Raw genomic sequence first — 26,424 nt, 5'->3', positions numbered from 1 at the left:
ATGCAATGGACGTTTTCTGGTTCATCCCCACGCACGGCGATTCGCGCTACCTGGGCACCAGCCAGGGCGCGCGCGCCGCAAGCTACGACTATTTCCGGCAGGTGGCCGTTGCCGCCGACACGCTGGGCTACGACGGCGTACTGCTGCCCACCGGCCGGTCCTGCGAGGACGCATGGGTCGTGGCATCCAGCCTGATTGGCGCCACCCGCAAGCTGAAGTTCCTGGTGGCGATCCGTCCGGGTGTCAGTTCGCCGCAGTTCTCGGCGCGCATGGCCGCCACGTTCGACCGCCTGTCCGAGGGGCGGTTATTGGTCAATGTGGTGACGGGCGGCGATCCGGGCGAACTGGAAGGCGACGGCGTCTTCGTCAGCCATGACGAACGCTACGCCATCACGGCCGACTACCTGAACATCTGGCGCGGCATCCTGGAACGCAGCCACGACGCGGAAGGCTACAGTTTCCAGGGCGAACAACTTGTCTCCAAGGGCGGGAAGGTCATCTATCCGCCCGTGCAGAAGCCGTATCCGCCGCTGTACTTTGGCGGTTCGTCCGAGGCCGCCCATGAATTGGCCGCCGAACAGCTTGACGTGTACCTCACGTGGGGCGAACCGCCCGAGGCAGTGGCCAAGAAAATCGCGGACGTGCGCGAGCGCGCTGCCAAACACGGCAGGACCGTGCGCTTCGGCATCCGCCTGCACGTCATCGTGCGCGAAACGGAGGCGGCCGCGTGGGCCGCCGCCGACGAATTGATCAGTCACCTCAGCGAAGACTCGGTGCGCGCCGCGCAAGCCGCATTCTCCAAGATGGATTCGGAAGGCCAGCGTCGCATGGCTGCCCTGCATGGCGGCAAGCTCAGCGATGATCGGGGCGGCCGCTCGCACCTGGAAATTTCCCCCAATCTGTGGGCCGGCGTGGGCTTGGTGCGCGGCGGCGCGGGCACGGCGCTGGTCGGCGATCCGCAGACGGTGGCCGCGCGCATCCAGGAATACGCCGACCTGGGCATCGACACGTTTATTTTCTCAGGCTATCCGCATTTAGAGGAGTCCTACCGGTTTGCCGAACTGGTGTTTCCGCTGTTGCCCGGCAAGACGCAGCGCCAGGTCGGCAACACCGTGCTGACGGGGCCCTTCGGCGAAGTCATGGCGACCGAATTGGTGCCGAAGGAATCGGCAAGCTGATGTCCGCCTTTGGTCCATCTCGTCGCCGTCGCAAGGCGCTTGCGCCTTGGCTGGCGGCCGCCGCGTTGCTGGTGGCGTGGCAGTTGGCATCGCTGCTGGGGTGGCCGCTGCTTCGGGTCGACCTGCCGGGTGCGGTCGTGGCGCTGCTGCTGGGTGCAGGCCTGGGCGGCTGGCGGGGCGTGCGCGCCGCGGATCCGAAACTGATCGAGATGGGCCGATCGGTCGGGCTGGCCGGCTGGCCGCTGTGGCGCGACGTGTTTCTTCCCGGCGCTTTGCCCGCGTCGCTGTCCGGCGCGCGGCTGGCGCTGGCGCTGTTCTGGACGTGGCGGGGGATGGCCCAGACCGCCATCGTGCGATCCGGCGACGGCGCGGCGACGCTGGCGCCCATTTTTTCCTATGTGCTGTTGGCCTTGGCAGCCGATACGTTGATCCGCATGTTGGCGCGCCGCGCCTTGCCCTGGAATGCCGCCGCGTACTCCTGATGCGCCAAACCCTGACCGGAACCCAGCGATGAACCCGATTTCTCCCCTTCCCGCCGTGCCGCAGACGGTGATCCGCCTGGACGCGGTCAGCAAGTCCTACGCCACGCGCGCCGGCCGCTTCGACGCCGTGCGTGACGTGTCGCTGTCGATCCGCGCGGGTGACACCTTCGGCATCATCGGCAAGAGCGGCGCGGGCAAGTCCACGCTGCTGCGGCTGATCAACCTGCTGGAACGCCCGGATGCGGGCGCGGTGCATGTGGCGGGCACCGAGCTGACGGCGCTGTCCAAGCGGGATTTGCGCGGCGCGCGCCAGCATATCGGCATGATCTTCCAGCAGTTCAATCTGCTGCAGAACCAGACCGTGTTCGAGAACGTGGCGTTTGCACTTCGCGTGCACGGCGGGCGCAGCCGCGAACAGATCGCGCAGCGCGTGCGGCAGTGCCTGGAGATCGTCGGGCTGACGGACAAGACGGCCAGCTACCCCGCCCAGTTGTCGGGCGGCCAGAAGCAGCGTGTGGCCATCGCCCGCGCGCTGGCCAGCGAGCCGGCGGTGCTGCTGTGCGACGAGCCCACGTCCGCGCTTGACCCCGAGACCACGCGGTCCGTGCTTGCCGTGCTACGCGACATCAACAAGCGCCTGGGCGTGACCATCGTCATCGTCACGCACGAACTGGCGGTGGTGCGCGCCCTGTGCCGCCACGTGGCCGTCATGGAAAACGGGCAGGTGCTCGAGCAAGCCGAAATCTCGGGCGCCAATGTGCAGCTGTCGTCCGCGCTGGGCCGCGAACTCATCCGCGAGGCCACCCACCCTTATGAAGAGGTCGCATGATGCTGGATACCTTTGTGCAGTTGCTGCCCGAGCTGGGCGTGGCGGTCGGCCAGACCTTCCTGATGCTGGCGATCGCGCTGGCGGCGTCCATCTTGCTGGGCGGGCCGCTTGGGGTGCTGGTGTTCCTGACGGGGCCCGGCCAATCGCTGGACCGCCCGGTGCTGCACCGAGTGCTCAGCTGGACCGTGAATACCGTGCGCTCGTTCCCGTTCATCATCCTGCTGGTGGCGCTGGTGCCGTTCACGCGGGTGATCGCGGGCACGTCCATCGGACCCGTGGCGGCGGCCGTACCCTTGTCATTCGCGGCGATCCCGTACTTTGCGCGGCTGGTCGAACAGTGCTTGCGCGATGTGCCGCGCGGCGTGATCGAGGCCGCGCATGCCGCCGGCGCGTCGGAGCTGCAAATTGTGCGCCGCGTGCTGTTGGTGGAGGCGCGTTCCGGCCTGGTGCTGGCCCTGACGGTGCTGGCCGTCAGCTTTCTTTCGTATTCGGCGGTGGCCGGGGTGGTGGGCGGCGGCGGCATCGGCGACCTGGCCATCCGGTATGGCTACTACCGTTTCCAGACCGACGTGATGGTGCTGACCGTGGCGCTGCTCGTCGTGCTGGTGCAGATCATCCAGGTCGCCGGCAATACCGTCGCGCGCCGCATCGACAAGCGTTGATTCCAATGAGAACTCCCATGGCATTCCCCCGTTCGTCCCTGATCGCGGCGCTGATCGCCCTGTCCGTGGCCGGCGCCGCGCAAGCTGCGGACCCGGCCAAGAAAGAGATCGTGTTTGGCGCTACCGCCGGCCCCTATAGCGACCAGATCAAGCTGGGCATCAAGCCCATCCTGGAAAAGCAGGGCTACACGGTCAAGATCGTGGAATTCAACGACTACATCCAACCGAACTTCGCGCTGGCGCAAGGCGCGCTGGACGCCAACGCGTTCCAGCACGTGGTCTACCTGAAGAATTTCGCGGCCAAGAACAAGCTGGAACTGTCCGAATTGGTGAAGGTGCCCACCGCGCCCATCGCCATCTATAGCAAGAAATACAAGGGCGTGGACGCGGCGCCCGACGGCGTCAGCGTGGCGGTGCCCAATGATCCGACCAACCAGGCGCGCGCGCTGGTGGTGCTGCAGGACCTGGGCTGGGTGACGCTGCGCGAAGGCTATGACCCCTTGCAGGTCTCTGAAAAAGACGTGGCCGTCAATGTAAAGAAGATCAAGCTGATCCCGCTTGAAGCGGCGCAACTGCCGCGTTCGCTGGACGACACCGACTATTCGTTCGTGAACGGTAACTTCGCCCTGGCGTCCGGCCTCAAGCTGACGGCCGCGCTGGCGTTGGAGAAGACCACGCCCACCTATCAGAACCTGGTGGCGGTGCGCACGGCCGACATCGACAAACCCTTCGTGAAAGACATCGCGGCGGCGTATGCGTCGCGGGAGTTCCTGGCGGTCACCGAGCAATCGTTCGCCGGTTTCGTGAAAACCGATTATCAGCAGAAGCTGGAAGCGGCCCGCTAGGGTCATCCGGCGGGAGTGCAGGGCCATGTTTGTCCACCCGAACGAGTTCGAACTGCTGCAGCACCTGGAGGTGCCGGGGCGGGCGCGGCACGACGAGGCGCCGAACGCGGGGCAGGACGACTGGCGGGCGCTGCGCGTCACCGTGCGCAAGCTGAACAAGCGCCATGGCGCGCGCGATGTGCTCAAGGGATTGGACATTGATATCGCCGCCGGCGAATTCGTGGCGATCGCGGGCCGCAGCGGCGCGGGCAAGAGCACCTTGCTGCGCATCCTGGCGGGGCTGGAGCGCCCCAGCGGCGAGCAGGGCGGACCGCCCGCGCGATCCCCCATCCTGTTCGACGGCTTTCCGCAATGGGTCTCCGACGAACGGGTGCGGCTGCTGTTTCCCGACGCCCGCCTGCTGCCGTGGAAACGTGTCTGGCAAAACGTGGCGCTGGGCCTGCCGGGCGACGCGCGGGCACGGGCCGGCGAGGCCTTGCGGCAAGCGGGGCTGGGCGGGCATGGCGGCGACTGGCCGGCCCGGCTGACCGAGGCCCAGCGCCAGCGGGTGGCCTTGGCGCGTGCGCTGGCGCGCCGGCCGGGCCTGTTGCTGCTGGACGAACCGTCCAGCGGCCTGGATGCCCTGACCCGCATCGAGGCTCAGGCCGCCATCGAGCAAGCGTGGCGGCACGCCGGATTCACCGCCGTGTTGGCCACGTGCGACGTCTACGAGGCGGTGGCGCAGGCCGATCGCATCTTGGTGATCGACGACGGCGTATTGGTGTACGACGAACGGGTCGAACTGGCACGGCCGCGCGCCCGGGGATCCCCCGCCTTCGCGGCGATGGCGGCGCGCGTGTTGCGCGCCGTATTGCAGGAACCCGACCCGCCGGACGCGGACCGGCACTTGGCGCCGGTGGTCCAGCTTCGGCATTTACGGCTGGCGGTATAGCGCCGCGCGGCCAGCATTCACGCAATGGCGCCATGATGGCGCCGCCTTTTCCCTTTCAGGAGCAAGACCATGACTATTCAATCCATCAACGCCCGCAACCAGTTTCGCGGCAAGATCAAGGAAATCATCCTGGGCCCGGTGGTGTCCGAAGTGGATGTGGATACCCCGGCGGGCATCGTCACATCGGTGATCACCACGCGTTCCGTCAAAGAGTTGGACCTGCAGGTCGGCACCGAAGTGCTGGCCTTCGTGAAGGCGACCGAGGTGTCCGTGGCCAAACTGTGAAAACGAATAGATCGGCGCCGGCGCTTTCCTTGTGCCGGCGTTAGGCATATATTGTCAGCGCGATATCCGGCGGTTTCCTCCTGGCTTGTGGCTTCATGCGTTGCTTCACGGAGAACGGTTCATGCGTCGACTGCAAGGGTGGTTCATCGGCTGGTTATGCCTGGGGTTGGCGGTCTGCCTGCCTGCCATGGCGCAGACCAAGCTCGACAATGGGCAGTTGGATCAGTTGATGGCGCCGGTGGCGCTATACCCTGATGCCTTGCTGTCGCAAATCCTCATGGGGGCGACCTACCCCGATGACATCGCCGCCGCGGCGAAGTGGTCGGCCGCGCACACGTCGGAATCCGGCGATCAGGCCGTGAAGGCGGTCGAAGGCGAAGCCTGGGACCCCAGCGTCAAATCGCTGGTCGCGTTTCCATCCGTCATGGACATGATGGGTCGTCAGCCTGACTGGGTGAAATCGGTGGGCGATGCCTTTTTGGCGCAACCCGACGGCGTGATGGATTCTGTCCAGCGGCTGCGCGTGCAGGCGGAAAAGGCGGGCAACCTGAAGAGCACGCCGCAGCAGAAGGTCACCTCAAGCACCACCAACGACAAAACCGTGGTCGTGATCGAGCCGGCCGACCCGCAAGTCGTCTACGTGCCCAGTTACAACCCCACGGTGGTCTACGGGGCCTGGGCGTACCCCTCGTACCCCCCTTATTACTACCCGCCGCCGCCGGGTTCGGTCTTCGCGACTTCGCTGGTGGCCGGCATCGGTTTTGGCCTGGGCGTGGCCGCCGTCGATTCGATGTGGGGCGGATTCAACTGGGGACATAACGACGTCGATATCAACGTCAACCGGTACAACAACGTCAACGTCAATCAACGAATCGACAACGCCCGGAACAATAACGTGTCCTGGCAACACAATCCGGCCAACCGCGGCAACACGCCTTATGCGGATCAGGCCAATCGCCAGCGCTTCGACAGCCAGCGCCAGGCAGGCCTGCAGAATCGGCAGGCGGGGCAACAACGCGCGGGCCAAGGCGGCAGGGCGTCCGTGGGCGCCGCTGCACCGAATTCCCGCGATGCGGCGCGCGACCGCGCGGCGCAATCCTTCCAGGGGCGCACCGGGCAGCCGATTGCGGGCCATGCCGAACCGGGCGCCGGGCGCGGACAAGGCGCGGCCGGACGGGGTGGCGACGGCGCGGGTGGCCGGGCTCAGGGCGCGGGACAAGGCGCGCGTGACCATGCCCAGGGCGCAGGCGCGGGACAGGGCGCACGTGATCGGGCGCAGGGCGGGCAGACACAGCATGCCTCCGGCGCATCCACGCATGATCGCCAGGCGGCGGCGCAACGCCAGCGCGCAGATGAATCCGCGGCGCGTGACCGGGCGCGGGCGTCCAACAGCAGCAGCGCGCTGCACGACGCCGGCAACGGTGACCGCATGCGTCAGCAAAGCCACCGCAGCGACATGAACCGGGGCGGCGGCGGCGGCGGCTTCCAGCGAGGCGGCGGCGGGGGCGGCGGGCATCATATGGGCGGCGGTGGCGGCGGCGGTCATTTCGGCGGCCGGAGGTAAGCACCATGGACAAGGGAGCTTTCATGACGAATGCCTGGGTTCGTGCCCGCGTGCTGGGCGCCGCGACATTGCTGGCGTTGGGGCTGGCGGCACCGGCCGCGGCGCAAAGCGTGTATCCGACCTCGCAGGCAGCGGCGGATGCCTTTGCCGACGCGCTGGCCACCAGTGACCCGGTCGCCATTGCGAAGGTGTTGGGGCCTGATCACAAGCAGATCGTGCCGGGCGGCGTGGCGCAGGACGATATCTACCGTTTCCTGGCCGCGTGGGCGAAAAAGCACGAGATCGTCGCGGACGGCGGCCGCTCGTGGCTGGCCGTCGGCGATTCCGGATGGACCATGCCAGTGCCCATCGTGCAAACAGGCAAGGGCTGGCGGTTCGACCCGGCGGCGGGCAAGGCCGAAATCCAGCGCCGTGCCATTGGCCGCAACGAACTGACTGCCATCGAAACCCTGCAGCAGCTGCAGGCGGCGCAGACCCGCTATCAACAAGGCGTGGGGCAGGGCCGCTATGCGACCCGCCTGGTCAGCCGCCCCGGCACGATGGACGGCTTGTACTGGCCCGAGGTGCCGGGCGCGCCGCCGCAGGCCTTTGGGCCGGACGCGTTGGTGATGGGGCCTGAAGTGCCGGTGGAGGACGCCTATGCCGGCTACCGCTACAAGGTGCTGCCGGGTGGGCAAGACACGGCGTATCGCATCGTGGCGTGGCCGGCGCGCTACGGCAAGACCGGCATCGGCACCTTTGTCATCGGTCCGCAAGGCGGCGTGCGCGAAGCCGATCTGGGCCCCTCGTCGGCGGCCCGCGCGGCAGCCTTGCGCGAACGCGATATCGCGTCCGACGCCTGGGCCGACGCTGATGCGCAACCCGTTGGCGCCAAATGACTTTTCAGTGAATTCAGAGGGTTTTCAGGCGGGGGTTGTTGCGGGGTCGCAACAGGCGTGTACGTTTGTCGCCAAACCCCCGGCTGATGCCCTTTTGAAAGGTGGCTGTGCCTAAAATGGCGGGCATTGGGATCGGTGCCCGATCCTTACTTGCCGGACCTTGAAATTGAACCCCTTGCATTTTGTCCGCTACGCCCTGGCCGGCGTAGGGATGGCGCTTAGCGCAGCGGCGGCATCCGCCCCGATTTTCGTCCTGAACTCCCTGGACGCCAATGTCAGCATCGTCGATCCGGTTTCCTACAAGGAACTGCGGCGCGTGCCCACCGGCAAGGAACCGCACCACCTGTATCTGACCCCGGACGAAAAGTCGCTGATGGTGGCCAACGCCACGGGCGATTCCATCACGCTGATGGATCCCAAGACCGGTGAAGTACAGCGCACCCTGACCGGCATCGTCGACCCCTACCAGCTGCAATTCTCGCCGGACATGAAGTGGTTCGTCACGGCGGCCAACCGCCTGGACCATATCGACATCTACGCCTGGAAGCCGCTGGAAAAGGGGTTTGACCTGACGCTGGTCAAACGCATCCCGGCAGGCAAGACGCCCAGCCACATCATGATCGACAAGGCGAGCACGACGGCGTATGTGACCCTGCAGGACAGCGACCAACTGATCGCCATCGACCTCGCCACGCAAACGCCCAAGTGGACGGTGTCCGTGGGCAAGACGCCCGCCGACGTGTTCCTGACGCCTGACCAGAAGACGCTGCTGGTGGCGCTGACCGGCGACGCCTTCGTCGAAGCCTACGACGTCAGCAATGGCCCGGCCAAACTGGTCAAGCGCATCCCGACGGCCGCCGGCGCGCACGCCTTCCGCGCGCAGGGCGACAAGCGCCATCTGTTCGTCAGTAACCGCACCGCCAACTCCATCAGCCGCATCGACATGCAGACGCTGGCCGTCACCGACACCTTCGCGGTGCCTGGCGGCCCCGACTGCATGGACGTCCTGGCCGACGGCAAGACGCTGCTGGTTACGTCGCGCTGGGCGCGCAAGCTGACCGTGGTGGACCTGGAACAGAAGAAGGTCGTCAATCAGGTCACGGTGGGCAAGTCGCCGCACGGCGTCTGGACGCTGAACCATGCGCCAACCCGATAGGTGTAAGGGCCCCCACGCCACGCCCGCTGCCGCGGGCTTGCTGCCCCCCGAGGGGGCTTTTTCACCTTGGGGCGGCCCTGCGGTGAAAAGCCTTCTTGCCGCCGTCCTGGCGTTTGCCGTCCCGATGGTGCATGCGGCTGCGCCGACGACGTGCGACAAGCCGGTCTACCTGACCTTCGACACCGGCCACATGGGCGTGGCGCCGCTGATTGCCGATGTGCTTAACCGCCATCACGTCAAGGTCACCTTCTTCCTGGCCAATGAACGCACGAAGACCGACGGCGCCAGCCTGGACGACGTCTGGGCGCCGTGGTGGAAGGCGCGCGCGGCGGAAGGCCATGCCTTTGGCTCGCACACCTACGACCATGTCTACTGGCGGGGCGACCTGCCGGGCGGCAAGTTCCGCGTGAAGCCCAGCGCCGGCCCCGACACGGGCAATACCGCCGAATGGACGGCCGAGCAGTACTGCGCCGAGATCAAACGGTCCGCCACCCGATTCCACCAGATGACGGGCCAGAACATGCTGCCGCTGTACCGCGCGCCGGGCGGCAAGACCTCGCCCGCGTTGCTGAAGGCGGCCAAGGCCTGTGGCTTCGAGCACGTGGGCTGGGCCCCTGCCGGTTTCCTGGGCGATGAACTGCCCAGCGACAAATTCCCCAATGCCCGCCTGCTGGACCAGGCGCTGCGCACCATCAAGCCCGGCGACATCCTGCTGGCGCACTTGGGCATCTGGTCGCGCCAGGATCCCTGGGCCCCCGCCGTGCTTGAGCCCCTGATTGTGGGCCTGCAGCAGAAGGGCTATTGTTTCGCCACCTTGAATACGCATCCCGCCTACCGCGATTGGATCGCTACGCATCATTGATCATGGATACCCTCAGTCAATTGTTCGGGGAATGCCAGCAATGGCTTTTCGAGACCCTGATCCAGCCTGCGCTGTTTCACCTGGGGATGAGCAACCTTATCGAAGACGGCTACGACGCCACCATGTGGCTGCTGGTGGGCCTGGTGCAGGTCGCCGTGCTGGTGCTGGTGTTCGGGCCCTTGCAGCGCCTGCGGCCGGTTGAAGCGGTTACCGACCGCCGCCAGATCGGCATTGACGTGCTGTACACGTTGATCCACCGCCTGGGCGTATTCCGCCTGGCGTTGTTCTTCACGATCGACCCGTTCTGGGACAGCGTCTTCGGACAACTGCACATCTGGGGGTTCGCGCCGTTCCAGCTGGACCAGTATTGGCCGGGCGTGACCGACAAGGCCTGGGTCAGCCTGATCATCTACCTGCTGCTGTTCGACGCGGTCGACTACGTCTACCACCGGGCCCAGCACCGTTTCAGCTGGCTCTGGGCGCTGCACGCGGTGCATCACAGCCAGCGCCAGATGACCATCTGGAGCGACGACCGCAATCACCTGCTGGACGACATGCTGCGCGACGTGCTGGTCGTGTTCGTGTCGCAGCTGGTGGGCGTGCCGCCCGCGCAGTTCGTGGTCGTGGTGGCGATCACCCAGCTGGCGCAGAGTTTTTCGCACGCCAACCTGCGCATGCACTTCGGCGCGCTGGGCGAGCGCCTGCTGGTCAGCCCGCGCTTTCACCGCCATCATCATTCCATCGCCTACGACGCATCGTCGCCGGGGCCGGTGGGCGGCTACAACTTCGCCGCGCTGTTCCCGATCTGGGACGTGCTGTTCCGCACCGCCCGCTTCGGCGTGGGCTACGGCCCCACGGGCATCCACGACCAGCAGGCGGAATTGGGCGGCCGCGACTACGGCCGCAGCTTCTGGTCGCAGCAATGGCTGGGGTTGAAACGCATGGTGGGCCGCGACCGCGAACCCGCCTCCGCGCCGCCCAGCCCCCCGGGCGCCGCGGAACGCGCCTGACGGCGTCAGCCCCGCCCTGGCGCATGCAAGAAAAAACCGAGCCTGCGGGGCTCGGTTTTTTTTGTCTGGCGCGGCGTGCTCAGGCAGCCGGCGTGTCGTGCGTGGTTTCGCGCTTGATCTCGTCGTGGCGGCGTTCCATTTCCTGGCGCAGTTCGCGGCGCAGGCGCGCGGCCTCGAAGCGCTGTTTCTCTTCCAGGTTGCGCGGCGCAAGCGGCGGCACGGCGGTCGGCGCGCCTTGGTCGTCCACGGCCACCATCGTGAAATAGCAGCTGTTGGTATGGCGCACGAGTTTCTTGCGGATGTCCTCGGTGACGACCTTGATGCCGATCTCCATCGAGGTGCGGCCGGTGTAGTTCACCGCGGCCAGGAAGGTCACCAGTTCACCCACGTGAATGGGTTCGCGGAACACCACCTGATCCACGGACAGGGTCACCACATATTGGCCGGCGTACCGGCTGGCACAGGCATAAGCCACCTGATCCAGGTACTTGAGGATGGTTCCGCCGTGCACGTTTCCTGAAAAATTCGCCATATCCGGCGTCATCAGGATGGTCATCGACAATTGGTGGCTAAAGGCGTCGTCCATGGCGGGCGCTCATCATTCATGAATAAAACGCCTATGGTAGCGGCAGGCGCCTGTCATGGCGCCGTCATTCCTGCGCCGTCTAGGGTTTCTTGGCGGCGGGAGCCGGTGCCGGGGTAGCGGCCTTGGCCGGGGCGGCGGGCATCGCCTCGGCCACCGGTTCCGCCACAGGCGCGGCCTCCGGCTCCGCCAGCGGTGGCGGCGCATCGCGTACCAGTGGGGGCGGCATCCACAACCCGTCCAGCAGCGCGGGGCCGGGCTCATAGACGCGCAGTAGCAGCGTTACCGGCTCCGCGGCCGGGATGGACAGCCAATTGGCCTGATCTTCAGGCGGGGGCGGCGCCTGGCTTACGTGCACATCCAGCGAACCATCGGCGTTGTAGCGCAAGGGCGCGCGGTCACCCAGCGCGTAGCGGTTCAGCATGTTGGCCACCGGCATGCCCTGGCCGTCATAGGCGGCCAGCGACCATAGCGCGCCTGCGGGCGGCAACTGGCCGCTGTCAAAGCGCAGCACGTAGCGGTGCGCGCCATCGATCGGCGCGCCCTGGCTGTCGGCGGCCAGCAGCAGCACCGCCAGATCTTCGGGCAGGCCCGAACCGGGTTGCGCCTGGGCGGCCAGCGCGCGGCGCAGATAGGCGCTGCCGTAAACGCCGACGCTGGCCGTTTCCTGCTGCCAGCCGTTCAGGGCGCGCAGCGTGCCGCCGGCTGCAGCTTCCATGCGTTCGCGGCCTGCCCGCAGGCCACGGCGCATGCCCTGCTTGGCGGGATGCTCCAGGCGGTCGAAGTCGAAAGTCCTGCCGGGTATCAGGCCGACCCGGCGCAGTGGGGCCAGCACGGGCTGGTCGTTGGCGTGCGGCGGATGCTTGCGCAGCAACTCGGCCGCATAGGTGAAGAAGGCGTCGGTGGGCATGGATTCGACTTGCTCGCGCACCGGCACTTTCAGGTCCAGGTTCGGGTCGGACTTCACGCGTTGCGACTGGGCGGGCAGGTTCCACTGAGACAGCGGCGTCAGTGTGAATCCGTCCTGCAAGGTGTTGACGGCGGGGTAGTCCGCGGGTCCGTCGGCCTGGATCAGGGCCTTCGCCCAGACGTAGGCCGTGGGCGCATCGATGCGTGCCATGCCCGACGGCAGCGTGCCAGTCCAGCCCGGCGGCACGATCACGGTATTGCCCTTGGCCGTGCCCGTCGTGCGCTTGCCCAGCGTGGCGAACACGTCCGTCCACATGTCCAGCAGCGTCAGCGTGTACAGCCGCCCCTGGGTGTCCGGCACTGACAGCACCACGGGGCCGGCCGTCAGGTCCAGCCAGCCGGTGCTGCGCAGCATGTCGGGGTTGGCCCACGGCGTGGCCGCGCCCGGCTGGGGCAGGGCGCGGACATGCAGGAAGGTGTTGGACGGCGCGCCTTGGGCGCCCTGCGACGGATGCGTGAACTGGCGCCGGGTCAGGTCCATCGTGACCAGGGGATAGAAATACAGATAGCCGTCCATGGCCGCTTGATGGGCGGCTTCGGTGGCGGCCGCGGCCGGCGACAAGGCAGCCCGGGCGGGGGCGGCGGCGGCAGGGGCGGCGGTAGCAGGGGCGGCGGCCCCGGCCAGCGCGGCAAGGGACAGGGCCAAGGGGGCAAAGCGGCGCATCGGCGCTCCAGCGAATCAGGCGGTAAAGATGGAAAAGCGATGGAAAAGCGATGGAAAAGCGGCCGATCCAGCCACGGCCGCCGGCAATGGTAGCAGCCACCAGACCATCCAAAATCTGCGAACAACTCCCATTTCGCCGCCAAATCCCGGCTGAAAGCGGGGACTACCCATGGCACGGCGATGCGGCTTCGGAATATACTTGTTGAAATATCCTTGGAAGTTGTAGGGCTTTTTCCTTCGGGCGAGCCTCCGGCTTTCGTCATTCACCAGGAGAGGAGTGCTTCATGGTCAACATGAATCGCCGCCAGTTCTTCAAGGTGACAGGTGCAACCCTGGCAGGCTCCAGCCTGGCATTGCTCGGGGTTGCTCCCGGCACAGCCATGGCTGAGGTGCGCCAGTACAAACTTGCGCGCATGACCGAAACGCGCAACACCTGTCCCTACTGTTCGGTCGCCTGCGGTTTGCTGATGTACGGTCTGGGCGATGGGTCCAAGAACGCGCGCGCCAGCATCATGCACATCGAAGGCGACCCCGATCACCCCGTCAACCGCGGCACACTCTGTCCGAAGGGCGCTGCCCTGATCGACTTCATCCACAGCCCCAATCGCCTGAAGTACCCGGAATACCGGGCGCCCGGGTCGGATAAATGGGTGCGGATGTCGTGGGACGACGCGCTGACCCGCATCACCAAGCTCATGAAAGCCGACCGCGACGCGAACTTCGTCGAGAAGACCGCGGACGGCAAAACGGTAAACCGGTGGTTGACCACCGGCATGCTGGCCGCCTCGGCAAGCAGCAACGAGGTTGGCTACATCACGCACAAAACCGTGCGCAGCATGGGATTACTGGCGTTCGACAATCAAGCCCGTGTCTGACATGGCCCGACGGTGGCAGGTCTTGCCCCGACGTTTGGCCGTGGAGCGATGACGAACCATTGGGTCGACATCAAGAACGCGGACGTAGTGCTTATCATGGGCGGCAATGCCGCCGAGGCCCACCCGTGCGGGTTCAAGTGGGTCACGGAAGCGAAAGCCCATAACAAGGCGAAGCTGATCGTCGTGGATCCGCGCTTCACGCGCTCGGCATCCGTGGCGGACTTCTACGCGCCCATACGCACCGGCACCGACATCATCTTCCTGGGTGGCGTCATCAAGTACCTGTTGGATCACGACAAGATCCAGCACGAGTACGTGCGCAATTACACCGACTTTTCTTTCATCGTCCGTGAAGACTTCACGTTCGAGGAAGGCTTGTATTCCGGCTACAACGCCGACAAGCGTTCCTACGACAAGGCCAGCTGGGACTACGAGCGCGGCGAAGACGGCTTCGTCAAGACGGATCCGACGCTTGCGCATCCGCGCACCGTCTACCAACTGATGAAGAAGCACTATTCGCGCTACACCGAAGACATGGTCGAGCGCGTGTGCGGCACGCCCAAGGACAAGTTCCTGAAGGTGTGCGAAATGCTGGCATCCACCGCCAGCCCCAACCGCGCCGGAACCATCTTGTACGCGCTGGGCTGGACGCAGCACTCCATCGGTTCGCAGATCATCCGCACCGGGGCGATGGTGCAGCTGCTGCTGGGCAACATCGGCATCGCCGGCGGCGGCATGAACGCGCTGCGCGGGCACTCGAACATCCAGGGCCTGACCGACCTGGGCCTGATGTCGAACCTGCTGCCGGGCTACATGACCCTGCCCAACGAGCCCGAACAGGACTACGGCAAGTACATCGAAGCGCGCACGCAGAAGCCGCTGCGCCCCAACCAGCTCAGCTACTGGCAGAACTACAACAAGTTCCACGTCAGCCTGATGAAGGCCTGGTGGGGGGCTGCCGCCACGGCGGAAAACAATTGGGCGTTCGACTACCTGCCCAAGCTGGACAAGCTCTACGACATGCTTCAAGTCTACGAGCTCATGGTCCAGGGCAAGATGAACGGCTACATTGCGCAGGGCTTCAACCCGCTTGCCGCCGCGCCCAACAAGGCCAAGCTGAACGACGGGTTCGCCAAGCTGAAGTTCCTGGTCATCATGGACCCGCTGGTCACCGAGACCTCTGAGTTCTGGCGCAACGCGGGCGAAGCCAACGATGTGGATCCCACCAAGATCCAGACCGAAGTCTTCCGCCTGCCCACCACCTGCTTTGCCGAAGAAGACGGCGCGCTGGTCAATTCCGGCCGCTGGCTGCAATGGCACTGGAAGGGCGCCGAGCCCCCGGGCGAAGCCAAGAGCGACATCGAGATCATGGCGCTGATCTTCACGCGCCTGCGCAAGATGTACCAGGAAGAAGGCGGCAAGTATCCCGACCCCATCGTCAACCTGTCCTGGCCTTACTCCAATCCGCAGAACCCCACCGCGGAAGAGCTGGCCAAGGAATACTCGGGCCGCGCGCTGGTGGACTTGGTCGACCCGAAGGACCCCGCCAAGGTCACCCGCAAGGGCGGCGAGCAACTGGCCGGATTCGCCGAGCTGCGCGACGACGGCTCCACGGCCAGCGGCTGCTGGATCTTCGCTGGCGCCTGGGGGCCGGGCGGCAACCTGATGGCGCGCCGCGACAACAGCGACCCGACCGGCATCGGCCAGACCCTGAACTGGGCCTGGGCGTGGCCGGCCAACCGCCGCATTCTGTACAACCGTGCGTCGTGCGACGTGGCCGGCAAGCCGTTCGATCCCCGCCGCAAGCTGATCTCCTGGACCGGCAAGATCTGGGCGGGCGCCGACATCCCCGACTTCAAGGGCGACGAGAACCCCGACGGCGGCATGGGCCCGTTCATCATGAACCCGGAAGGCGTGGCGCGCTTCTTCGCGCGGGCGGGCATGGCCGAAGGGCCGTTCCCCGAGCACTACGAACCTTTCGAGACGCCGCTGGGCTACAACCCGCTGTATCCGAAGGCCAAGGGCGTTACCAGCAATCCGGCCGCGCGCGTCTTCAAGGACGACCTGGCCGCGATGGGCACGGTGGACAAGTTCCCGTATGTAGCCACCACCTACCGCCTGACCGAGCACTTCCACTACTGGACCAAAAACGTCCGCATCAACGCGATCCTCCAGCCGGAGCAGTTCGTCGAGATCGGCGACGCGCTGGCCAAGGAACTCGGCATCGCCAACGGGACGCGGGTGAAGGTGTCGTCCAACCGCGGCTACATCAAGGCGGTGGCGCTGGTCACCAAGCGCTTGCGGGCGCTGACCATCGAGGGCAAGACCGTGCACCACGTGGGCATCCCCATCCACTGGGGCTTCGTGGGCCTGGCCAAACCCGGCTTCCTTACCAACACCCTGACGCCGTTCGTGGGCGACGGCAATTCCCAGACACCGGAATTCAAGTCGTTCCTGGTCAAGGTCGAGAAGGCTTAGGAGAACCGACATGTCCATGCAATCCCTAGACATCAAGCGGCGCTCCGCCACGACCACGCCGCCGCCGGGCATCCGTGAACCCGTCACGGGTTCGGTCGCCAAGCTGATCGACGTCTCCAAGTGCATCGGGTGCAAGGCTTGCCAAAGCGCCTGTATGGAATGGAACGACCTGCGCGACGAGATCGGCACCAACGTGGGCGTCTACGACAACCCGGCCGACCTGACCGAGCATTCCTGGACCGTCATGCGCTTCTCGGAATACGAGAACCCCGCTGGCGACCTGGAATGGCTGATCCGCAAGGACGGCTGCATGCACTGCGAGGACCCCGGCTGCCTGAAGGCCTGTCCCTCGCCGGGCGCCATCATCCAGTACACCAACGGCATCGTGGATTTCCACGAGGAAAACTGTATCGGCTGTGGCTACTGCATCACCGGCTGTCCGTTCAACGTGCCGCGCATCTCCAAGAAGGACCACAAAGCGTACAAGTGCACCTTGTGTTCCGACCGCGTGGCCGTCGGCCAGGAGCCAGCCTGCGTGAAGGCCTGTCCCACCGGGGCCATCGTGTTCGGCACCAAGGAAGACATGAAGCAGCACGCCGAAGAGCGGATCGTGGACCTGAAATCCCGCGGTTTCGATCAGGCTGGCCTGTATGACCCGCAGGGCGTGGGCGGCACCCATGTCATGTATGTGCTGCATCACGCCGATCAGCCCGGGCTGTATCACGGGCTGCCCAAGGACCCGCATATCAGCCCCATGGTGTCGTTGTGGAAGGGGCTGGCCAAACCCTTGGGCGTGGCTGCGATGGCCCTGACCGCGCTGGCAGGTTTCTTCCACTACGCCCGCGTCGGACGCAACGAGGTCTCGGAAGAAGACGAACGCCGTGCCGAAGAGGAGGTGCGCCATGACTGAAGATCGCCATTACCGCCGGATCAAGCGCTATTCGCCGGGCGAGCGCACCAACCACTGGATCATCGCGTTCACGTTCATCCTGTTGGCGCTCTCTGGCCTGGCGCTGTTCCATCCGTCGATGTATTGGTTGACCAACCTGTTCGGCGGCGGGCCCTGGACGCGCATCCTGCATCCTTTCATCGGGCTGGTGATGTTCGTCTGCTTCGTCGTGTTCGCCGGTCACATGTGGCGGCACAACATGATGACGAAGGCCGACCGCCAGTGGTTGAAGCAACTGAACGACGTGGTCGAGAACCGCGAAGAAAAACTGCCCGAAGTCGGCAAGTACAACGCCGGCCAGAAGCTGCTGTTCTATGTGCTGGTGCTGTGCATGCTGGGGCTGTTCGCCAGCGGCATCGTGATCTGGCGCGAATTCTTCGCGTTCTATTTCCCGATCTGGGTCGTGCGGGTCGCCTCCGTGGTGCACGCCGTGACGGCGCTGGTGCTGATCTGCTCGATCATCGTGCACATCTACGCGGCGATCTGGGTCAAGGGATCGTTGACCGCGATGCTGCGCGGTTACGTCAGCGCCGGGTGGGCGTGGAAACATCACCGGGCGTGGTTCCGCGAACAGGTAAAAAAATAAAAGCTGGGGTGCCCCCACGGTGCCCCACGGTGCGCGCACTGCGTGCGCTTCCTGCCCCCCGAGGGGCCTCTCCCTCCTCGGGGCGGCCCGGCGGAGGGAGAGGCCCCTCCACCTGGTTGTCAACGGCTGCTATCCTTCTTTGAAGGCCAGCAGCCGTGTTTGTTTTTCTGGAGACGCAATTGCAGCGAATTCTTCCGCGCGGCGAGATCGAAGCGCTAGACCACAACGTCATTCCCCGTGTCAGCCTGCCCGACCGCGGTTCCGTGTTCGCCACGCGTGCGGCGCGCCTGCGCCAATTGGCGGCGGACAGCCCGGTGGCCGACTATCTGCTGCTGATGGCGCAGTTGGTCGACGCCCAGCACCGCGCCTTGAAGGACTGCGCGGCGCCCGAGGCGTCCGAAGACCGTGTCGCGTTGGCGCAAGCGCACGGCATGCCGCCGTTGCAGGCAGTGGGCTGGCCGCGCGATCCCCTGTGGCGCGGCATCCTGGCGCAGCTGGTGGACGACGTGTCGCGCGGCAAGGACGTGCCGGCCGAAGCCATCGAAGTCTGCGCCGCGTTGCGCCGGGCGGTCGATGAAGACCCGGAGGCGCTGGAAGACCTGGCCGAAGCCGTGCTGTCCGAGCAGGACCAGGGCGTGGATGGTGCCGCGGCTCCGTTCGTGATGGCGGCCTTGCAGGTCTATTGGACCGATCTGGCCAGCCGCTTCGACGACAAGCAGCTGCCGGTGGTCAGCCCGTTCGGCGTCTGTCCCGTGTGCGCCAGCCTGCCAGTGGCCAGCGTGGTGCGCGTGGGCGGTCAGTACGAAGGCTACCGCTACCTGTGCTGCAGCCTGTGCGCCACGCAATGGCACATGGTGCGCGTGAAGTGCACGCATTGCGAAGACGTGGAATCGGTGGCGTATCAGGCCATCGATGGCCGTTCACCCGCGGTCAAGGCCGAAACCTGCGACCACTGCCACACCTACCGCAAGATCTTCTACCAAGACAAAGACTTCAATGTAGAGCCGGTGGCCGATGATCTGGCCAGCCTCATGCTGGACGTGCTGGTGGGCGAGGCCGGCTATTCGCGCGCCAGCGGCAACCCCTTGTTGTGGCATGGCGCCGAGGAATAGCATGGCCGAGCACCCGCCAGAAGGCGGCGTGGCCGCCGTCTCCGACATTCCCCCGCTGGACCGGCTGCTGAACGCCGATGCCCTGCGCGCCGCCTTGGAAACACACGGCCGCACCCAAGTGGTGGCGACGCTGCGGCGCGATCTGGATGCGCAGCGCCAGCGCGCGTTGGCAGGCCAATTGCCGCGTCGCGACCTGGAAGCGTCCGCCGTCGCCGGCCGTGTGTCGGCGGCGCTGGATCGCGCCGCCCAGCCGCGCCTGCGTGCCGTCTACAACCTGACCGGCACCGTGCTGCACACCAACCTGGGCCGGGCGCTATTGCCCGATGAAGCTGTTGCGTCCGTGTTGCGCGCGCTGACCACGCCGGCCAATCTGGAGTTCGACCTGGACACCGGGGGCCGCGGCGACCGCGACGACCTCATCGACGAACTTCTGTGCGAACTGACGGGCGCCGAAGCCGCCACCGTTGTCAACAACAACGCCGCCGCCGTGCTGCTGATGCTGAACGCATTGGCCGACCGGCGCGAGGCCGTTGTGTCGCGCGGTGAACTGGTCGAAATCGGCGGCGCGTTCCGCATCCCCGACATCATGAAACGCGCGGGCGCCAAGCTGGTGGAAGTGGGCACGACCAACCGCACCCACGCCGCCGACTACGAAAACGCCATCGGCCCGCGCACCGCGATGCTGATGAAAGTGCATTGCAGTAACTACGCCGTTACCGGTTTCACCAAGAGCGTCAGCGTGGCCGAGGTGGCGGCGCTGGCGCACGCGAAAGGCCTGCCCGCCACGGTCGACCTGGGCAGCGGTACCCTCGTGGACCTGACCCAGTTCGGCCTGCCCAAGGAAGACACGGTGCGCGAGACGATCGCTGCCGGCGCCGATCTCGTGACCTTCAGCGGCGACAAGCTGCTGGGCGGACCGCAAGCCGGCCTGCTCGTGGGCCGCGCCGACCTGATCCGCAAGATCAAGAAGAATCCGCTGAAGCGCGCCCTGCGCGTCAGCAAGCTGACGCTGGCCGCGCTGGAGCCCGTGCTGGGCTTGTACCGCGCGCCGGAATTCCTGGCCCAACGCCTGACCACGCTGCGCCTGCTGACCCGCCCGCAGCGCGAGATCCAGCCGCAGGCCGAGCGGCTGCGCGGTGTGCTGGCGCATGCGGCGGGCGCCCATTACGCGGTCGAGGCCGTGCCCATGTTCAGCCAGATCGGCAGCGGGGCGCTTCCGGTTGATCAGTTGCCCAGTTGGGGGCTGGCGCTGCGCTACACGGGCAGCGGCCGCCCGGGGCGGCACCTGGACAAGCTCGAGGCGCAACTGCGCCGCCTGCCCACGCCGGTCATCGGCCGCATCGCCGACGACGCCTTGTGGCTGGACCTGCGCTGCCTGGAAGCGCGCGACGAAGCGGCCTTCGCCGCGCAGTTGGCGGAGCCGCTGGCATGATCATCGGCACCGCCGGGCATATCGACCACGGCAAGACCACGCTGGTGCGCGCCCTGACCGGAGTCGACACCGACCGGCTCAAGGAAGAAAAAGCGCGCGGCATCTCCATCGAACTGGGCTACGCCTATACGCCGCTGGCCAACGGCGAAGTGCTGGGGTTTATCGACGTGCCCGGCCACGAAAAGCTGGTGCATACGATGGCGGCCGGGGCCAGCGGCATTGATTTCGGCCTGCTGGTGGTGGCGGCGGACGACGGCGTCATGCCGCAGACGCGCGAGCATCTTGCCATTCTGTCCCTGCTGGGCGTGGCCCAAGGCGCGGTGGCGCTGACCAAGACCGACCGCGCCGACGCCGCGCAGCAGATGGCCGTGCGAGCCGAGATCGCGGAACTTGCCGCTGGCACCTTCCTGGCCGGCGCGCCGGTGTTCGCCGTGCAGGCGTCCCAAGCCGGCGATCCCGGCGCCGCGGAACTGAAATCCTATCTGCATGCGCAGGCCGAAGGCGTGCGCCAGCGCGACGCCGCCGGTCTGTTCCGGCTGGCCGTTGACCGCGTGTTCACCTTGGCGGGCCATGGCACGGTCGTGACCGGCACGGTGCACGCAGGGCAGGCCCGGGCGGGCGACGACACGGCGGATCTACGCCTGATGCCTGCGGGCACGCGGGTGCGCGTGCGCAGCATCCACGCGCAGAACCAACCCAGCGAAACCGGCGCGGCCGGGCAGCGTTGCGCGTTGAACCTGGCGGGCATCGACAAGAGCGCCATCTCGCGCGGGGATTGGATTGCTGACGCACGCTGTTTTCTGCCCTCGCGCCATATCGATGTTGCGCTGACGTTGCTGCCTTCGGCCGATGCGCCCGTGCGCGCCTGGGCGCCGTTGCATGTCCATATCGGCGCCGCGCGCCATGTGGCGCATGCGGTGCCGCTTAGCGCGGAGACGCTGGCGCCGGGGCAATCGGGATGGGTGCAACTGGTGTTCGACGAGCCGGTCTGCGCCATGCCGGGCGACCGCTACATCGTGCGCAATGCGCAAGCCACGCGCACCGTCGGCGGCGGCCGGGTGCTGGACCCGAATGCGCCAGACCGCAAGCGCCGCGCCGCCTCGCGGCTGCAAGGCTTGCAGGCATTGATCGACATGCTGGATGGCGGCGGTTTGCCGCCCGTGCTGGCGCACGCGCCGCTGGGCCTGGACGAAGGCGCGTTGCAGCGCCTGACTGGCAAGCCGGTGCGCGCGATCGACGCGCCGCACGGCGCGCTGTGGATCGAAACGCGCAATGCCCAGGCGCCGCGCACGCTGATCCTTGGCACGCACTGGGATGCCTTGCTTGAACGCGTCGAACAAGCGCTGGCGGCCTTTCATCACAGCGCGCCGGACGAGCCTGGCCCGGACAGCGCGCGCTTGCGCCGGATGGCGATGCCGGTGGGATCGGATGCGTTGTGGACTGCGGTGCTGGACCAGCTGCAACGCGACGGCCGTGTGGCGCGAAATGGTCCGTGGCTGCATTTGCCCGCCCATACGTCCACGCTGGCGGACGCCGAATCGGCGCTGGCCCAGCGCCTGCTGCCGCTGTTGCAGCAAGGCGGGTTCGATCCTCCATGGGTGCGTGACCTGGCCCGTGCGCAGGACGAGCCCGAAGAGCGCGTGCGCCAATTACTGCGCAAGTTGTTGCGGCGTGGCGATGTGGCGCAGGTCGTGAAAGATCTGTTCTATCACCGTGACCAGGTGCGGGCGCTGGCGCGGCTGGCGGCCGACTTGGCGGCACGGCCCCAGGGGCTGAACGCGGCGGTGTTCCGCGACGCAACGGGGCTGGGCCGCAAGCGCGCTATTCAGATCCTGGAGTTCTTCGACCGCGTGGGCTATACGCGGCGCGTGCGCGATACGCACCTGTTGCGGCCGGAAAGCGCGTATGCCGCGATGCAGGCGGACGCAGAGCCGGTATCATAGGCGGTCCGCTGGGGAAGGCATTCGTGCCCGGCGGCACGGCTGGGCTTCAAACCCAGTTGGGGGCGTCAGACGTTCCCAGGTAGGTTCGACTCCTGCTGCCTTCCGCCAATCGCGCCACTTGCGCAGCATTCGCGCCACTTGCGCAGCATCCGCGCCGCCAGCGCAGCATTCGTATTATCTGCGCAGCATCCGCGTCACCACGCTCGTCACGCGGTCCGACCGCCAGTCCAGTTCCCCCAAATGCCAATACCTGATGGACCCGCCGCGGTCCACCAGGTAGTTTGCCGGCAGCCCGATCGCTTCCCACTTTTTTGATGCCGCGCTGTTGCGGTCGTGCAGCACCGTGCCGGCCACCGGCCATTTCGCCAGGAAGGTCGACACCTTGCCCAGCGCCTCGCCGACGTTCACCGCCACCAGGCGCAGGCCTTCTTCGCGGTGCCGCTTGGCCATGGCCGACATCAGCGGGATCTCATCGCGGCAGGGGTCGCACCAGGTGGCCCAGAAACTCACGATCACGACGTTGCCGCGCCAGGCCGAGAGCTTTTGTTCGCGGCCGCTCAGGTCGGGCAGGACGAGCGCGGGCGTGGGCGCGGTCCACGGCGCCCAATCGAGGCCGGTGGCGGCCTTCAGCCCCGAATCGCTGGCGGCCCGGGCCCAGGCGGGCAAGGCAGCCAGCGACAAACCGGATTGCAGCAGACGGCGACGGCTGATCAAGGCGGCTTCCTCAGGGGCAGGTTCAGATGGCGATGGGCCGGGCGCTGAGCTTATAGCTGAAACTGTCGGGGTCCAGGCTGTCCAGGCGGCCGGCGCGGGTTTCGCCGTTGGGGTACATCAGGAACGGCACGGGGTCGTGCGCGGAGCCCGGCAGCACAACATCGTGGCCATGGTTGTAGGCAACCCAGTTCATTTCCCATGCGCCGAACAGCATGACGCGGGCAGCCCGCACTTTGGCGTCGGTCAGCGGCAAGTCGCCCGGCGGTTCCTCCAGCATGACCTTGCGCACGTCGGCGGGGTCGACCGGAATCCAGCCGTACCCGGCCGCATGGAACTCGGCGCGGCAGTGCTGTGCCTTCGTGACGTCGAAGGCTTTGCCCAGGCTCTTGTAGCCCAGTTCGGAATTGGCCACGCGCACGCCATAGGCGTCGCGCGCGGGGATGCCGGCAGCGCGGGCAAGCGCCACGAACAGTGCATTGATGTCGGCGCATTTGCCGTTCAGATCGTTCGCCGTCAGCATGTAGCGCACGTCGCCCACGCCGCAGCCGCGCGTGGAGGCGGTTCTACAGGTGTTCTCCACCACCCATTCGTAAATGGCGCGGGCGCGCGCCACGTCGCCCACGTGACCCCGCGTGATGTGGTCGGCGGTTGTTTTGACGATGCCGTCGGTGGGCAGCAACGCGGTGGGTTTCAGGAATTCCCGTAGCGTGGCGGGGCGTTCAAGCGTGGCGCCCGGGGGCGGCGGCTGGGTGAGATCCACGCGACGGTTGCGGGTCTGGAACCGGCTGGTCACGGTGACGTTGCGCGGCGCCTGTCCGTCCGGCCATTGCACGGCCAGCATCTGAACGTCGTAGCCCGGCGTCCGCATCAACTGTGCAGTGCCGCCGCCGCTGACCTGCCAGGTGCTTTGCGCACCGCGCTGGTAAGGGGTGTCGATGGCATACGGCACCGGTATCCAGATGCGCGTGTGCGCGCCGGGCTCTTTCACGCTGATGTCGGTGGTCAGTTCAAAGCCGCGCCAGCCGGCGCTGACGGGGGCCTGCTGGGCGCGAAGCACCTGCGGCAAGGCGGTTGTGGCGGCGCACAATGCGCCGGAAAGTTGGAGAAAGTGTCGGCGATCCATGAAGCCCTCACGCACGGTGAAGTTTGGCTATCGGTGCGCCCGTGGCCGGGCGGCCGTCCCTTGGGGTGTGCTCCTGCGCGTCCAGCCGAATCATCATAGAGCCAACTTCTGCGGCGGTGCTATCCTTTTTGCATTGACTCATGGAGATTGAAATGACCCAGGATGTTGCCACGGCGGCCGTGCCGCGTTTGACGTCGCTGTCCCACGGGGGCGGCTGTGGCTGCAAGATCGCGCCGGGCGTGCTGTCCGAACTGCTCAAGCGCTTCGGACCCGCCGCCAGTTATCCGAACCTGATGGTGGGCACCGAGACCGCTGACGACGCCGCGGTCTACCGGCTGAACGACGAACAGGCGCTGATCGCCACCACCGATTTCTTCATGCCAATCGTGGACGACCCCTTCGACTTCGGCCGCATCGCGGCGACGAACGCGCTGTCGGACGTATATGCGATGGGCGGCACGCCGATCATGGCGCTGGCCATCGTCGGCATGCCCATCAATGTGCTGCCGCATAGTGTCATCGCGGATATTTTGCGCGGCGGTGAATCGGTCTGCGAGGAAGCGGGTATTCCGGTCGCGGGTGGCCATAGCATCGATTCGGTGGAACCCATCTACGGTCTGGCGGCGATGGGGCTGGTGCATCCCGGCCGTCTCAAGCGCAATGCCGATGCGCGGGCGGGGGATGTGCTGATCCTGGGCAAGGCGCTGGGCGTGGGCATCTTGTCGGCCGCGCTGAAAAAGAACCGCCTGGACGACGCCGGCTATCGCGTCATGATCGACACAACGACGCGCCTTAACCGTCCCGGCCCGGCGCTGGCCGCGCTGGACGGCGTGCATGCCATCACGGACGTGACGGGTTTTGGCCTGCTGGGCCACGCGCTGGAGATGGCGCGCGGCGCGAAGCTGACGGCGCGGCTGCGCCTGGATGCCCTGCCTTGGCTGCCGGGCGTGCAAGCGTTTGCGTCGGAAGGCGTGATCACCGGCGCGTCGGGCCGCAACTGGGCGTCCTATGGCGGATCCGTGCAGTTGGGCGACGCGGTGACCGACACGCAGCGTGCGTTGCTGACTGACCCGCAGACGTCCGGCGGCTTGCTGGTGGCATGCGCGCCGGAGGCGGCCGCCGCGGTGTTGGACCTGTTCCGCAGCCAAGGTTTCGAACAAGCCGCCGTGGTGGGCGAAATGACCGCCGGCGACGCGCAGGTGCGGGTGGAATAGGCAAGCGGAAAAGGCCGTCCAGCCGCGGCATGCCCGGCGGCCGGCCTTAACCGGTCGTCGCCGCCGGCGACAGTTCCCGCGCGGTCATGGCGGCTTGTTCCGTCAGCCACCGCGCCACCACGTCGGCGTCTGGCGTGCTGCGCCGCGTGTTGCGCACCAGCCAGTAGGCAAGGTCCGTGGCACGGGCGGCCTGCCCGCCCACCGCTTCCAGCCGGCCATCCGCCAGCATCGGCGCGATCAACGCCAGCCGGCCCAGCGCGACGCCGTGGCCCGCCAGCGCGGCCAGCACGATCTGGTCGTACTGGTTAAAGCGCAGCATGCCCTTGCCACGTACCCGCCCCAGTCCACGCGCGTTCAACCATTCCGACCACTGTAGCCAGGGGCGTGTAGGATCATCGAATTCCAGCAAGACGTGGCGTTGCAATTCGCTCGCGTCCAATTCGCGGGCATGGAGCGACGGGTGCGCGACCGGCACCACGGATTCCCCGAACAGCCAGGCCGCGCCGTCGGGCACCATGTCGCGCGGGCTGTAGCGGATGGCGATGTCCACGCTTTCACGGTCGATATCGATCAAGCGGTTGTCGGCCGCCACCCGCACGTCGATGTGCGGATGCGCCGCCTGGAATTCTCCCAGCCGGGGCAACAGCCACAGCGACGCCACGCCGATGGTGGTGGTCACCGTGATGGGGGTGCGCCGTTCGGGCGCGCGCAATTGTTCGGTCAGGTCGCCCAGTTGGCTGAGCCACACGTCCGCCATGCGGAACAGCTGCGCGCCTTCGGATGTGAAGGACACGCTACGGAATCCACGCACCAGCAGCGGCACGCCCAAGTGCGCTTCCAACGCCCGGATCTGACGGCTGACGGCCGATTGCGTCACATGCAGATCCTGCGCGGCAAGCGTGATGCTCATGCGGCGGCCCACGGCGACAAACCCGCGGACCAGGTCAAGCGGGGGAAGTTTGGCCAGGGGATATGGCATTCGTATAACTCATGCGTATCGGACGGAAATGTCGCTTGAGCAATAGTACGTCGGCGGGTTCAATGACAGACATGCGACAGGCATCCGGGACATCGATCCCGGGCCTTGCGCGATGGTTGTC

24 protein-coding genes and 1 tRNA gene are annotated in these 26,424 nt (G+C 66.6%); 20 read left to right on the top strand and 5 right to left on the bottom strand.

The window, feature by feature from the left end; all coding sequences use genetic code 11:
* Nucleotides 1-5: 5 nt before the first annotated feature.
* The 12 genes from ssuD (at nucleotide 6) to ACI0FO_RS18595 (ending at nucleotide 10,682) form a co-directional block, all read left to right on the top strand.
* A complete protein-coding gene (gene ssuD, locus ACI0FO_RS18650; RefSeq protein WP_416028982.1) occupies nucleotides 6-1,178 on the top strand; it encodes an FMNH2-dependent alkanesulfonate monooxygenase in 1,173 nt (390 codons plus the stop codon).
* Nucleotides 1,178-1,660 (top strand): hypothetical protein, encoded by a 483-nt coding sequence (locus tag ACI0FO_RS18645; protein WP_416028980.1) that lies wholly within the window; start codon nucleotides 1,178-1,180, stop codon nucleotides 1,658-1,660. Before ssuD ends, ACI0FO_RS18645 begins: the two co-directional genes overlap by 1 nt.
* A 28-nt stretch (nucleotides 1,661-1,688) precedes the next feature.
* Nucleotides 1,689-2,489 (top strand): methionine ABC transporter ATP-binding protein, encoded by an 801-nt coding sequence (locus tag ACI0FO_RS18640; RefSeq protein WP_416028978.1) that lies wholly within the window; start codon nucleotides 1,689-1,691, stop codon nucleotides 2,487-2,489.
* On the top strand, nucleotides 2,489-3,151 hold the full coding sequence (locus ACI0FO_RS18635) for a methionine ABC transporter permease (RefSeq protein ID WP_416029289.1): 663 nt from the start codon (nucleotides 2,489-2,491) through the stop codon (nucleotides 3,149-3,151). The genes ACI0FO_RS18640 and ACI0FO_RS18635 overlap by 1 nt, the downstream gene beginning before the upstream one ends.
* 17 nt (nucleotides 3,152-3,168) lie before the next feature.
* Nucleotides 3,169-3,996, top strand: a complete 828-nt coding sequence (locus ACI0FO_RS18630) for a MetQ/NlpA family ABC transporter substrate-binding protein (RefSeq protein ID WP_416028976.1) — start codon at nucleotides 3,169-3,171, stop codon at nucleotides 3,994-3,996.
* A gap of 25 nt (nucleotides 3,997-4,021) precedes the next feature.
* Nucleotides 4,022-4,927 (top strand): ATP-binding cassette domain-containing protein, encoded by a 906-nt coding sequence (locus ACI0FO_RS18625; RefSeq protein ID WP_416028974.1) that lies wholly within the window; start codon nucleotides 4,022-4,024, stop codon nucleotides 4,925-4,927.
* A 69-nt stretch (nucleotides 4,928-4,996) separates the two neighbouring features.
* Nucleotides 4,997-5,212 carry a TOBE domain-containing protein gene (locus tag ACI0FO_RS18620; RefSeq protein WP_046805592.1) on the top strand — a complete coding sequence of 72 codons (216 nt, stop codon included), beginning with the start codon at nucleotides 4,997-4,999 and terminating at the stop codon, nucleotides 5,210-5,212.
* A gap of 121 nt (nucleotides 5,213-5,333) precedes the next feature.
* Nucleotides 5,334-6,776, top strand: a complete 1,443-nt coding sequence (locus tag ACI0FO_RS18615) for a DUF3300 domain-containing protein (RefSeq protein ID WP_416028973.1) — start codon at nucleotides 5,334-5,336, stop codon at nucleotides 6,774-6,776.
* Between the two features lie 5 nt (nucleotides 6,777-6,781).
* On the top strand, nucleotides 6,782-7,654 hold the full coding sequence (locus ACI0FO_RS18610) for a DUF2950 family protein (protein ID WP_416028971.1): 873 nt from the start codon (nucleotides 6,782-6,784) through the stop codon (nucleotides 7,652-7,654).
* Nucleotides 7,655-7,865: 211 nt separating this feature from the next.
* On the top strand, nucleotides 7,866-8,810 hold the full coding sequence (locus ACI0FO_RS18605; RefSeq protein ID WP_416029287.1) for a YncE family protein: 945 nt from the start codon (nucleotides 7,866-7,868) through the stop codon (nucleotides 8,808-8,810).
* Between the two features lie 124 nt (nucleotides 8,811-8,934).
* Complete coding sequence (locus ACI0FO_RS18600; protein WP_416029285.1) at nucleotides 8,935-9,672, top strand: polysaccharide deacetylase family protein; 738 nt, start codon at nucleotides 8,935-8,937, stop codon at nucleotides 9,670-9,672.
* A 2-nt stretch (nucleotides 9,673-9,674) separates the two neighbouring features.
* Nucleotides 9,675-10,682 carry a sterol desaturase family protein gene (locus tag ACI0FO_RS18595; protein WP_416028969.1) on the top strand — a complete coding sequence of 336 codons (1,008 nt, stop codon included), beginning with the start codon at nucleotides 9,675-9,677 and terminating at the stop codon, nucleotides 10,680-10,682.
* 79 nt (nucleotides 10,683-10,761) lie between these two features.
* Here ACI0FO_RS18595 and ACI0FO_RS18590 read toward each other — a convergent pair whose 3' ends face one another.
* Nucleotides 10,762-11,268, bottom strand: a complete 507-nt coding sequence (locus ACI0FO_RS18590; RefSeq protein WP_105559569.1) for an acyl-CoA thioesterase — start codon at nucleotides 11,266-11,268, stop codon at nucleotides 10,762-10,764.
* Nucleotides 11,269-11,347: 79 nt separating this feature from the next.
* Nucleotides 11,348-12,898: a DUF1254 domain-containing protein gene (locus ACI0FO_RS18585; protein ID WP_416028967.1), complete on the bottom strand. Its 1,551-nt coding sequence runs from the start codon at nucleotides 12,896-12,898 to the stop codon at nucleotides 11,348-11,350.
* Between the two features lie 284 nt (nucleotides 12,899-13,182).
* On the opposite strand from ACI0FO_RS18585, the gene fdnG reads away from it, so the two are divergent.
* The 7 genes from fdnG to ACI0FO_RS18550 all read left to right on the top strand — a co-directional run bounded on the left by fdnG (nucleotide 13,183) and on the right by ACI0FO_RS18550 (nucleotide 22,381).
* Nucleotides 13,183-16,251, top strand: coding sequence for a formate dehydrogenase-N subunit alpha (gene fdnG, locus ACI0FO_RS18580; protein ID WP_146121063.1), 3,069 nt, complete (start codon nucleotides 13,183-13,185; stop codon nucleotides 16,249-16,251).
* Nucleotides 16,252-16,261: 10 nt separating this feature from the next.
* The gene (gene fdxH / locus ACI0FO_RS18575; RefSeq protein WP_416028965.1) at nucleotides 16,262-17,161 is read left to right on the top strand and encodes a formate dehydrogenase subunit beta; all 900 of its coding nucleotides are present in this window, start codon (nucleotides 16,262-16,264) and stop codon (nucleotides 17,159-17,161) included.
* Nucleotides 17,154-17,786 carry a formate dehydrogenase subunit gamma gene (locus ACI0FO_RS18570; RefSeq protein ID WP_416028964.1) on the top strand — a complete coding sequence of 211 codons (633 nt, stop codon included), beginning with the start codon at nucleotides 17,154-17,156 and terminating at the stop codon, nucleotides 17,784-17,786. The genes fdxH and ACI0FO_RS18570 overlap by 8 nt, the downstream gene beginning before the upstream one ends.
* Nucleotides 17,787-17,965: 179 nt before the next feature.
* Nucleotides 17,966-18,898 carry a formate dehydrogenase accessory protein FdhE gene (gene fdhE / locus ACI0FO_RS18565; RefSeq protein WP_416028962.1) on the top strand — a complete coding sequence of 311 codons (933 nt, stop codon included), beginning with the start codon at nucleotides 17,966-17,968 and terminating at the stop codon, nucleotides 18,896-18,898.
* 1 nt (nucleotide 18,899) lies between these two features.
* Nucleotides 18,900-20,330: an L-seryl-tRNA(Sec) selenium transferase gene (selA, locus tag ACI0FO_RS18560; RefSeq protein ID WP_416028960.1), complete on the top strand. Its 1,431-nt coding sequence runs from the start codon at nucleotides 18,900-18,902 to the stop codon at nucleotides 20,328-20,330.
* Nucleotides 20,327-22,273, top strand: coding sequence for a selenocysteine-specific translation elongation factor (selB, locus tag ACI0FO_RS18555; RefSeq protein ID WP_416028959.1), 1,947 nt, complete (start codon nucleotides 20,327-20,329; stop codon nucleotides 22,271-22,273). The genes selA and selB overlap by 4 nt, the downstream gene beginning before the upstream one ends.
* Nucleotides 22,274-22,285: 12 nt before the next feature.
* Nucleotides 22,286-22,381, top strand: a tRNA-Sec gene (locus ACI0FO_RS18550).
* 66 nt (nucleotides 22,382-22,447) lie between these two features.
* Here the strand turns inward: ACI0FO_RS18550 and ACI0FO_RS18545 are convergent.
* Both ACI0FO_RS18545 and ACI0FO_RS18540 read right to left on the bottom strand, forming a co-directional pair.
* Nucleotides 22,448-22,987: a TlpA disulfide reductase family protein gene (locus ACI0FO_RS18545; protein ID WP_416028957.1), complete on the bottom strand. Its 540-nt coding sequence runs from the start codon at nucleotides 22,985-22,987 to the stop codon at nucleotides 22,448-22,450.
* A gap of 22 nt (nucleotides 22,988-23,009) precedes the next feature.
* Nucleotides 23,010-24,110, bottom strand: coding sequence for a transglutaminase-like domain-containing protein (locus ACI0FO_RS18540; protein ID WP_416028955.1), 1,101 nt, complete (start codon nucleotides 24,108-24,110; stop codon nucleotides 23,010-23,012).
* Between the two features lie 152 nt (nucleotides 24,111-24,262).
* On the opposite strand from ACI0FO_RS18540, the gene selD reads away from it, so the two are divergent.
* The gene (gene selD, locus ACI0FO_RS18535) at nucleotides 24,263-25,324 is read left to right on the top strand and encodes a selenide, water dikinase SelD (RefSeq protein WP_416028953.1); all 1,062 of its coding nucleotides are present in this window, start codon (nucleotides 24,263-24,265) and stop codon (nucleotides 25,322-25,324) included.
* A 46-nt stretch (nucleotides 25,325-25,370) separates the two neighbouring features.
* Here selD and ACI0FO_RS18530 read toward each other — a convergent pair whose 3' ends face one another.
* Nucleotides 25,371-26,303 carry a LysR substrate-binding domain-containing protein gene (locus ACI0FO_RS18530; protein ID WP_416028951.1) on the bottom strand — a complete coding sequence of 311 codons (933 nt, stop codon included), beginning with the start codon at nucleotides 26,301-26,303 and terminating at the stop codon, nucleotides 25,371-25,373.
* Nucleotides 26,304-26,424: the final 121 nt, after the last annotated feature.

The sequence above is a fragment of the Achromobacter marplatensis genome, from assembly GCF_049060505.1.
Classification (GTDB): domain Bacteria; phylum Pseudomonadota; class Gammaproteobacteria; order Burkholderiales; family Burkholderiaceae_B; genus Achromobacter; species Achromobacter marplatensis_A.
This window is presented reverse-complemented; position numbering and strand designations above follow the sequence as displayed.